Raw genomic sequence first — 8,706 nt, forward strand, 5'->3', positions numbered from 1 at the left:
CCCGCCCGTGCACCCAAACCCACACGACCGGGCCCGGGGCGGCCGCTCGGCTCGAAAAACCGACGACCCGCCAACCGCTACGACGTGGGTAAAACGGTCGAGCGACCCGAGAGCATCGCCGAACGTGACCAGGTCAGACCATAAAGAACAAGCTTAGGAACTTGCCCAGTTCAGATGGGGTAACAGAAAGCATCCGCATCGTGATCGATGAGGGACATCCCGGATGCCAGTGCCCGGGCAGCGTCGGCGAAGTACTGCTCGTTGGCACCAGGGGCGAGACCGAGGGGGACGCCTTGGCTGAGGCCGACGAATAGTGCCCTGAGCGCGGTGGTCAGGCGTTGCGCCTGTTGCGACGTCACGACGCTTCCGTTGTGCGACCTTCCGGTGAACAGCGCGATCAGATGGTCCTCCTGCGACCGGATGGACGTAGCGAGTGGGACCCCAGCTCTGAGTCATGCAGGGCCATGTTTGAGCGCGGCAAGGCCATCGCGTGGCGGTCAGGTGAGGAGGGCGGTGAAGGTGCCGACGTCGATCCGGCCCTCGGCGATGTCGCGCAACGTCTGGCGGTACTCACCCGGGCTGCCGCCGAACGGCCCGTACATGTCCAGCTCCCTGCCGACCACCACCCCGGGGTCGACCGTGTCGGGGCGCAGGCAGACACCGACCAGCACGATCTCCGCACCGGCCGGTGCGCCGTCGACGACCCGGGCGAGAACCTGGGCACTCGGTTATGGGGTCGAGTAGGGGTCTTGGCTGATCAGGTGGGCCTTCAGACCCTCTCCTACGCCGGGTTCCGGGGTGCCCGCCCAGTCCTTGATGAGCACGCCACCACTGCTGCATCCCCAGGGGTTCCAGGTCCACGCGAGATAACTCATGTTGTGAGCGTCGGCCCAGTCCACCAACTGCTGCATGTAGTCGAAGCCGCAGTTGTCCTGGCCGAACTCACCGATGACGACGGGCACGTGCTGGGCGAGCGGCGCGACTTGGCTGTCCCAGCAGGACACTGTCGCACAGGCGTTGAAGCTGTACGAATGCCATGACGCGGCGATGTTGTTCAGCGGGTCGTTCGGCATGTGCGTCAGCCACTCGCGCATGTCGTTGGCCCACTCAAGGCCACCCAGCATGAGGACGTTGGTCGCGCCGGTGGCCCGGACCGCGTCGACCAGGTCCTGCATGCCGGCCGTCTCGTACGGGAGGCCCGTGCAGGTGCCGCCGTCGCGCCAGCACTGCCAGCCGACGGTCTTGTCCCAGCCGGCGGCGATCTCCGGGTACGGCTCGTTGAACAGATCGAGGACGACGGCGTCATTGCCCTTGAAGGCGTTGGCGACACCGGTCCAGAACTGGGGGGCGTACTGCGCGTCCGGCATGGGTTTCTGGCAGGTCGCGGTGGCGTCCTTGCAGTGCCAGTCCGGCCCGTTGGTATAGGCGCCCCGCGTCCAGTGCAGGTCGAGGATCGGGGTGATGCCATTGGCGACCAGCAGGTTGACGTAATCTTTGATGCCCTGCTGGTAAGCGGTCCCCTTGGGCGAGCCGTTGAGGCCGAGCCAGCATTCCTCGTTCAACGGCACACGTACCGCGTGGATGTTCCAGGTCTTCATGGCGTCGACGGAAGCCTGGCCGACCGGGCCGCCGTCCCACAGTCCCTTGCCCTGCACACAAGCGTATTCACCGCTGGAGCGGTCCACGCCCAGCAGCCGGTACGGCTTGCCGCTCGCGGTGACGATCTTGTTGCCGGAAACCTTCAGCTCCGGGGCCGGACCGCTGGGACCGCCGGTCGGAGTGGTGGTGGGGCTGGGGGTCGGGGATGTCACCGAGCCGGTACAGGTCACGCCGTTGAGTGCAACCGATGCGGGTTGCGGATTGGCGCCCTTCCACGCACCGTTGAACCCGATGGAAGCCGACCCGCCCGTGTCCAGCGTCCCGTTCCAGTCGAGGTTGGTGGCGGACACGTGGGTTCCGGACTGTGCCCAGGTAGCACTCCAGCCGTTGGTGACCTTCTGGTCGGAGTTCGGGAAGTCGAACGTCGCGGTCCACCCTCGCACGGGGGAGCCGAGATTGGTGATGGCCAGGTCCGCGGTGAACCCTCCCGGCCATTGGCTCTGCACCTTGTAGGCGACCGAGCAGCCGGTGGCGGCTGCCGATGCGGGCAGGGTGGCGAGGGCAAGGCCACCCAGGATCAGTGCACCGGCGGCGCCGGTGGCTATTAAGGTGTGACGACGTTTCACCTGGTCTCCTTGTTGCGTAAGGGATCGATGAGCTCGATACCCATCTGATCGACGGACGGGTGAGCCAGGGCCCAGGCGAGGGCCTGCAGCTGACCGGTCCACCAGGCGGGTGCTGAGGGCCGTACGGATCAAGGAATCGACAACTGCCGCGCGTTCAGATCCTGTCGTCCCGGCACATTCCATGCGGGTGTCAGCAGCCGATCGGTGAGGAGCCCAGGGCCACGTCGTCGAACCAGAGAGTGTCGTCCCCGGTGCCGTAGCTCTCCCAGCCCAGGCGCAGGCCGGTGGGGCGGGGAGGGGTCCTGCGGGCGAGCCACTGCCCGTCGACGTTCTGGGTCGGCACCCCGTCCACGTGCAGTCCGGCGATCTCCTGGTCGTCGACCCAGGTGCGCATGGACTGGGCGGTGGTGTCGATCTGGTACCGCAGGCACAGCCACCGGCCGGTCGCCAGCGGGGTGCTGAGCGCGACACCCGCCGGGCTCTGTTCCGGCAGCGTCGCGTCGTCGCTCTCGCGGTTCCACTGCAGCGCGCCGTTCTGCCCGCCGACGCGCAGCGCCTTGCCGCCCTGCGAGGCGTCCGGCATGGACACGAAAGTGACGTGGTTGATGGGCAGGGCGGTGGTGTGCCGGACCCGCATCCGCACGTACACCACGGGCCCGACGGAGGACAGATCGCGGGTGGAGGCTGCGAAGACGTGGTTGCAGTAGCCGGCGCCGCCGTCGACGCGCAGCGACCTGGTGCCGCTGAAGGCGACGGACGTGTCGACGCTGACCTTCCCCGTTCCCTGGCAGTCGGGTGCCGTGGTCTGCCAGTCGCCCGAGGGCACGGTGCCGGTCTGGTCCTCGAAGTCGGAGCAGATCGTCGCCCCGGCCCCGGCGCATTCAGCCGGCGCCGTGGATGTCGCCGTCGGCGTCGGCGTGGGAGTCGCGGTTCCGCCGCACGGAGCGCCGTTGAGGGCAAAGGCGGTGGGGGCGGGGTCGGCGGTGCGCCAGGTGCCCTGGAGGCCGAAGTCCACGGACCCGCCGGCGGCGAGCACGGCATTGTGCGCGGCGTTCACGGCGGTCACCGCGCTGCCCGACTGGGTGACCTGCGCGTTCCAGGCGGACGTGACCTGCTGGTCCCCGCCGTAGGCCCACTCCAGCCGCCAGCCGTTCAGGGCGGCGCTGAGATTCGTGACGCGGATCTGGGCGGTGAAGCCGCCGGACCACTCGTTGGTGGTGTACGTGACCGTGCAGCCCGTCGGCGCGCCCTGTGCGCGCGACGTCGCGATGGCGGGAAGGGCAACCGCCACCACGGTCAGCACCAATGCCCACAGAGGCAGCCGGCGGCGGCGCACGCGTAATGAAGTCATGGCCATGATCACTCTCTCGCGGGAGTCAGGACGCGGTGCAGAGGAGTGTGCCGAGGTCTCGGTCGTCGCCGTTGAGCGTCATGCCCCAGGTCGTCGACGCGCCCGGCGCCAGGGAGCCGTTGTAGGAGGCGTTGTGCACGGTGGTGGCGGGGCGGGACGGATCCACCACCGCGTTCCAGCGGTTCGCCACGGTCACACCGCCCGGCAGGGTGTGGTGCACCGACCAGCCGGTGACCGGCCGGGACCCGGTGTTGGTGACCGTGACGTCGGCCTGGTACCCGCCCTGCCATGAGCCGGTCAGCTTCCACTGTGCCGTGCAGGCGGTGTCGCCGGAGGGGCTCGGCGCGGGAGTGGGAGGCGGTGTCCCTCCAGAGGTGTCAGTGGTGTAGGGGACGGCGGTGTAGTCCTGCGAGCAGCCACCCGCGCAGCCTGACGGCAGCGAGAAGGAGTACGTACGGCCGCCGCCCAGCCAGGCGTCGGCGGCGTCGCGGATCCGTATGGTGAAGTCGCTTCCGCCGGAGGCCGTCGCGCCGATTACATAGGACTGCCCCATGTCGCTGTTCATGGTGGCGTCGGTCCAGGTGCCGTTCGCCAGGTACTGGATGCCGTGGACGCCGTTGGGCAAATGGGAGACGGCGATGGCGGGCCAGTACCGCTGGGCTCCCCTGAGGAAGCCGATACGGATGTCGCCGCTGTAGGCCGGGGCCGGGACGAAGCTCCAGGAGACATGACGGTTGTTCCAGTGGTCCGGGTACATCGCCCCCACGGGGGTGCCGTTGGTCCGGAAGCGGTTGAGGGAATCGGTCGCCAGGTCAAGGTGGTTCGGGTCGTCCCGGCACCAGGCGTTGGAATCGGCACAGCTGTCCGCGACGAGCATGGTCAGGGTGGCCCCGTTGTACTTGTCGGCCACCCAGGAGCCGTTGCGGCAGAAGGGCTGGCCAGGGGCGCCGTCGTTGGTGCCGGAGCAGTAATCCCCGATAGTGACCTTGACCCAGCGGCCGCAGTTGCGGCCGTTGTCGAAGGCGCCCTTGATCGGTGCCTTTGAGTCCGGCACTGGGCGCGGGTAGGAGCCCGAGTAGTCGCCGGGTGTGTCGAACACGTTGAGCGCCACGAAGTCCTGGCTGTCCAGTTCGCGCTGCGGCAGACCACAGCCGCCGTAGGGGCTCCCGAGCCCGTTGAAGTGGGTCGCGTTGCCCAAGACCTCAGTGGCGGCGGCGCTCGCGACGGGCGGCTGGGCGGCCGCGGCCACGACGGGTAACGCGGCACAGCAAAGCGCTGCCAGCAACACAGCAAGGCGCTTTCGGGCGGGCGAGCGGTGGATCGAAAGAAGCTGCATGGGGGGATCCACCTTCTTCGTGACGGGGCGCCGTGACGTTCGTGTGGGACTCCTCTCGGAGTGAGGGGAGTGAGCGCTGGAGCACCCCCTCGTGGGAGCGCTCCCACAGTCTCCGTATCCGGGACTGTAGAAGAGGGCCATGACCCTGACAAGGGGTCGCGTTCCCGTCGGAGTTTTCGCCGTGTCCGGGCTGGGGCGTGTGCCCGGCCCGGACAGGGGGTGGAGTCAGTTGGGGTTCGGCCTCTGCTTGGTGCCGCCGCTACAGGTCCACATCTGGACCGGGGCGCCGTCGGTGGTGGAGGCGCCGGTGACATCGAGGGACAGGCTGGACGGGACGGGACGGGACTGGACTGGACGTCGGTGACGATCTCGCAGGGGTTGAGGTCCCCTGCTCGTTGGCCCCGCCCTGGCAATGAACCGGGACGTTTTTGGCACCCTCCCAGACCAGAGCCGAGTGCTGCGGGCCCGTCCGGCTCTACAGCTCCTCAGACTGCGGCCAAGGCCCCTCTTCCACCAGACCCCACACTCCCGCCCGCAGACGGTTCACACAGTCTCTGTCACCACGGCAGGCGAGGATTTCCGGTATTCCTCAACGCGCATCCGCCAAGGCACAGCGGAGGGGCTGCTGAGTACGATGACTGACCCCGACCGGCGGTGGGCCTTCCTGACCAACCACACCAGGGTGCTGCGGGCCATCGCGCAGGACCCGCAAGCGCGGTTGCGCGCCGCCTCTCGGCGACGGTTGAACGCTGACCCTCTGTCGGCGGATCAAAAGTGACCCACTTGGTGATCTTCGTCTGACTCTGGCCTTGGTGATCAAGGTCAGGAGGGAAGGTGATCCTCGTGGAGGACTGGGCAGAGATCCGCCGTCTGCACCGGGCCGAGCAGATGCCGATCAGGGCGATCGCACGGCATCTGGGCATCTCGAAGAACACCGTCAAGCGTGCTCTGGCGAGCGATCGGCCGCCGCAGTATCAGCGGCCGGCCAGGGGCTCGGTGGTCGACGCGGTCGAGGTGCAGATCCGTGAACTGCTGCGGGAGACCCCGACGATGCCCGCGACGGTGATCGCCGAGCGGATCGGCTGGGAGCGAGGCATGACGATCCTCAAGGACCGGATCCGGGAACTTCGGCCTGCCTATCTCCCCGTCGATCCGGTCTCGCGCACGGTCTATCGGCCCGGTGAGCTGGCCCAGTGCGACCTGTGGTTCCCCGACGCGGACATCCCTCTGGGCTATGGGCAGACCGGACGCCCGCCGGTCCTGGTGATGGTGTCCGGCTACTCACGCGTGTCACCGCCCGGATGCTGCCGTCACGCAGGACCGGCGACCTGATCGACGGCCACTGGCGGCTGCTGAGCGAGTGGGGCGCGGTCCCCAGGACGCTGGTCTGGGACAACGAGGCCGGTGTCGGCCGCGGCCGCCCGACGATGGGCTACGCCGCGATCTACCCCAAGGACGCGATCGAAGCGCACCAGGCGTTCATCAGCCGCCGCCGTGCACTTCGACCGACCGAGGAATACCGGGCAGTGACACCAGACGAGTGGAAGCAGTTCCTCGGCCACTTCGAGCGCCGCAAACTCGCTCTCGGAGACTGCGGACGAGCATACGGAAGCGACTGCGTTCATGAGCATGCGTGCGTCCGCTGCCCCGTTCTGATCGTCTCCCCGACCGAGAGACCCCGTCTTGTCGAGATCCGAGACAACCTGGGAGAACGGATCACGGAAGCTGAACGCGAAGGCTGGCTTGGTGAAGTCGAAGGTCTCTCCACCAGCCTGGCAGCCGCTGAAGAGAAGATCGCACAACTCGATGCCCGTCAGGAACGGAAGAACTCGCCTGTCTTTCTGGGAGTTCCGACATTCCATCAACTCATCGCTCGGACCGTCGAAGGAACGAATCCCTGATCCGGTGTGACTGAGCGCTTCGCTTGGCCAGTTGAGCGTTTACTGGGCATGGTGTCGCCCGAGTTAGGCCGGTGAGCCCTGGTGATTTCGTCCGCTCGCCCATGACATGCGGTGTCCTGGCGCCGTGAACGACGTACACGGCGAGAGTGCTGGTCGCATGGCCGGTCCGGTGGCACACCTGCTCGCTGGATGATCTTCTGATTCCGTACGGGATTCCCACCCTGGTGGTTGAGTGCCAAGGTCTGGGCCCGACATGGTCCAGATCCTGGCGGCGTCCTACTCTGCCGGCTCGCGCCAGGCGGCGACGAGATCGTGGAAGCGCGGGAAACGGGCACCCGGAACAGTCTCGTCACTGACCGTCTCGCCGTTGAGCCAGCAGATGTCGAAGACGTAGGTCTCGGTGTCGAGTAGGCAGCACACACCACCGGTGGCGGCGGTGAGGTCGGTGAACACCTGCCTGACGGTCGCGGACTGCATGAACATCCGGCTCATGCCCGAGGTGGCCGCCATGAACTGCAGCGACGCGAAATTCGGGTGCTGTGTGGGCGAGAACGTGACAGTCAGGTAGATGTACCCGACCGACACTCGTCCCTGCTCGTCGACCCTGTCGGAATCCCGGAGGTGGAACTCGCGCACCGCTTCGTCGACGCCAATCATGACTGAGGTGTCCAGTTCGAGCGTGCCGCCTGCCGAACAGTCGACCGGTTCGCTCTTGAACCTCGAGGTGAACGGCACGATCAACTGCTCGCCGCTCGGCAGGGTGATCGGAAGCGGCGGCATGTGGCGGCCTTGCGGGGCGAGCTCGGCCAGCCGGGTCAGTGCCCTCGCAACGTTCCGAGGGGGCATGAAGATTTCGTAGCTGTAGTCCAGCCCCATACCGCTTCGCCTCCCCTTGTTCTGAGCCGGGATCCTTTCACGGTATGGACTGGTCGCCCAGTTGATTATTTGGGGGTCAGCCAACTGCCGATCGGCCTCTCAGCCGCGTGCTTGATAGTTCAGAGAAGGAACCGACCATGACCACCCCGGCCCGAAGCCGGGACGGAGCTACGCCGAACTCGTGGGCGGCCCGCTGGACGGATTGCTGCTCGACATCACCGGCTGGAGGCCGGGGGAGATCGACGACGGTGTCTCCCTCCTCACGGAGCTCGGGCAGTTCGGCCCCGGGGGCCGGGCGCTGTACGACCCGCGCCCCGGCAACTCGGCACGCTGGGACTGGTCCGGCGACAGCCCCTGATCACCTGCCACCCGGCGGTCATCACGGCACGAGAAGTGGCCACCGTGCTGCACTGATGCGGCCACTGTTCGGTGAAACGGCTCATGGGGTCCCGAGCCTCTGCCAGGTTCGATTGCGTGGATCAAGGATGGACAGCGGTTATCGCAGGTGGCGTCGGGCTTGTTGGCGCGGTCGTTGGTGCTCTCGTCGGCGGGCTTGCCGCGGTCCGGGGTGCTCGGATCGGTGCGGAAATGAACGCGGCCGCCGTACGGGAACAGGTTCGAGACCAAGCTGCTCTGGAGCTGCAGCAATGGGTCCGCCAGGAACGGCAGAAGGCCTGTCTGCAGGTGATGGACATGTACGCCGTCTTCAACAGCGAATCCGTCTGGCGGCGCGAAGAAATGGAAGCGGGCACGGCGCTGGACGAGACGTCGCTCCAGTCCTATGCGGATCACTCCACCAATCTCATCGCTGCGTGCGACCACTTGGCGCTCCTAACCTCGATCTTTCGAGGGGGTCCGCCGACGGAGTCGGTGGGCCCTTTTGCTTTTCGGAGCTGATGGTGGGCAGGCCGGTGACCAGGCTGTCGCGTCGGGTGGGCGCCGGGTTCCACTGCCCGGGGCGGGTGATGCTGTCGCAGGGACGGTGGGTTGCTGGTCAGCCGGGGTCGGGCAGGAGCG

General features: G+C 67.3%; 6 protein-coding genes and 4 pseudogenes. 4 read left to right on the forward strand and 6 right to left on the reverse strand.

Annotated elements, in window-relative coordinates:
* Positions 1 to 144: pseudogene (locus IG99_RS51245) on the forward strand (NF041680 family putative transposase); the annotation flags it as partial.
* A 26-nt stretch (positions 145 to 170) separates the two neighbouring features.
* Here the strand turns inward: IG99_RS51245 and IG99_RS42755 are convergent.
* The 5 genes and pseudogenes from IG99_RS42755 to IG99_RS42770 form a co-directional block, all read right to left on the reverse strand.
* A pseudogene (locus IG99_RS42755) lies at positions 171 to 505 on the reverse strand (TetR/AcrR family transcriptional regulator); the annotation flags it as partial.
* Positions 498 to 671 (reverse strand): hypothetical protein, encoded by a 174-nt coding sequence (locus tag IG99_RS49395; RefSeq protein ID WP_158973381.1) that lies wholly within the window; start codon positions 669 to 671, stop codon positions 498 to 500. The gene IG99_RS49395 and the pseudogene IG99_RS42755, both read right to left, overlap by 8 nt.
* 57 nt (positions 672 to 728) lie before the next feature.
* Positions 729 to 2,225: a cellulase family glycosylhydrolase gene (locus tag IG99_RS42760; protein WP_078948260.1), complete on the reverse strand. Its 1,497-nt coding sequence runs from the start codon at positions 2,223 to 2,225 to the stop codon at positions 729 to 731.
* A 190-nt stretch (positions 2,226 to 2,415) separates the two neighbouring features.
* A complete protein-coding gene (locus tag IG99_RS42765) occupies positions 2,416 to 3,576 on the reverse strand; it encodes a cellulose-binding domain-containing protein (protein ID WP_394298086.1) in 1,161 nt (386 codons plus the stop codon).
* A 25-nt stretch (positions 3,577 to 3,601) separates the two neighbouring features.
* Positions 3,602 to 4,774, reverse strand: coding sequence for a cellulose binding domain-containing protein (locus IG99_RS42770; protein ID WP_234312171.1), 1,173 nt, complete (start codon positions 4,772 to 4,774; stop codon positions 3,602 to 3,604).
* Between the two features lie 972 nt (positions 4,775 to 5,746).
* Here IG99_RS42770 and IG99_RS49950 point away from each other — a divergent pair.
* Positions 5,747 to 6,333: pseudogene (locus IG99_RS49950) on the forward strand (helix-turn-helix domain-containing protein); the annotation flags it as partial.
* A gap of 756 nt (positions 6,334 to 7,089) precedes the next feature.
* On the opposite strand, the gene IG99_RS42785 reads toward IG99_RS49950, so the two are convergent.
* The gene (locus tag IG99_RS42785; protein WP_037684352.1) at positions 7,090 to 7,689 is read right to left on the reverse strand and encodes a hypothetical protein; all 600 of its coding nucleotides are present in this window, start codon (positions 7,687 to 7,689) and stop codon (positions 7,090 to 7,092) included.
* A gap of 127 nt (positions 7,690 to 7,816) precedes the next feature.
* Between IG99_RS42785 and IG99_RS42790 the strand changes: the two are divergent.
* Both IG99_RS42790 and IG99_RS42795 read left to right on the forward strand, forming a co-directional pair.
* Positions 7,817 to 8,047, forward strand: a pseudogene (locus tag IG99_RS42790) (hypothetical protein); the annotation flags it as partial.
* Between the two features lie 116 nt (positions 8,048 to 8,163).
* Complete coding sequence (locus tag IG99_RS42795; protein ID WP_158973382.1) at positions 8,164 to 8,586, forward strand: hypothetical protein; 423 nt, start codon at positions 8,164 to 8,166, stop codon at positions 8,584 to 8,586.
* The last annotated feature ends 120 nt before the right edge of the window (positions 8,587 to 8,706 follow it).

The sequence above is a fragment of the Streptomyces griseus subsp. griseus genome (assembly GCF_000720255.1).
GTDB classification, from domain to species: domain Bacteria; phylum Actinomycetota; class Actinomycetes; order Streptomycetales; family Streptomycetaceae; genus Streptomyces; species Streptomyces griseus_I.

Coding starts and splice junctions, on each gene's coding strand:
- IG99_RS42765 (WP_394298086.1), bottom strand. CDS start 3,576: ATGACTTCATTACGCGTGCGCCGCCGCCGGCTGCCTCTGTGGGCATTG.
- IG99_RS42785 (WP_037684352.1), bottom strand. CDS start 7,689: ATGGGGCTGGACTACAGCTACGAAATCTTCATGCCCCCTCGGAACGTT.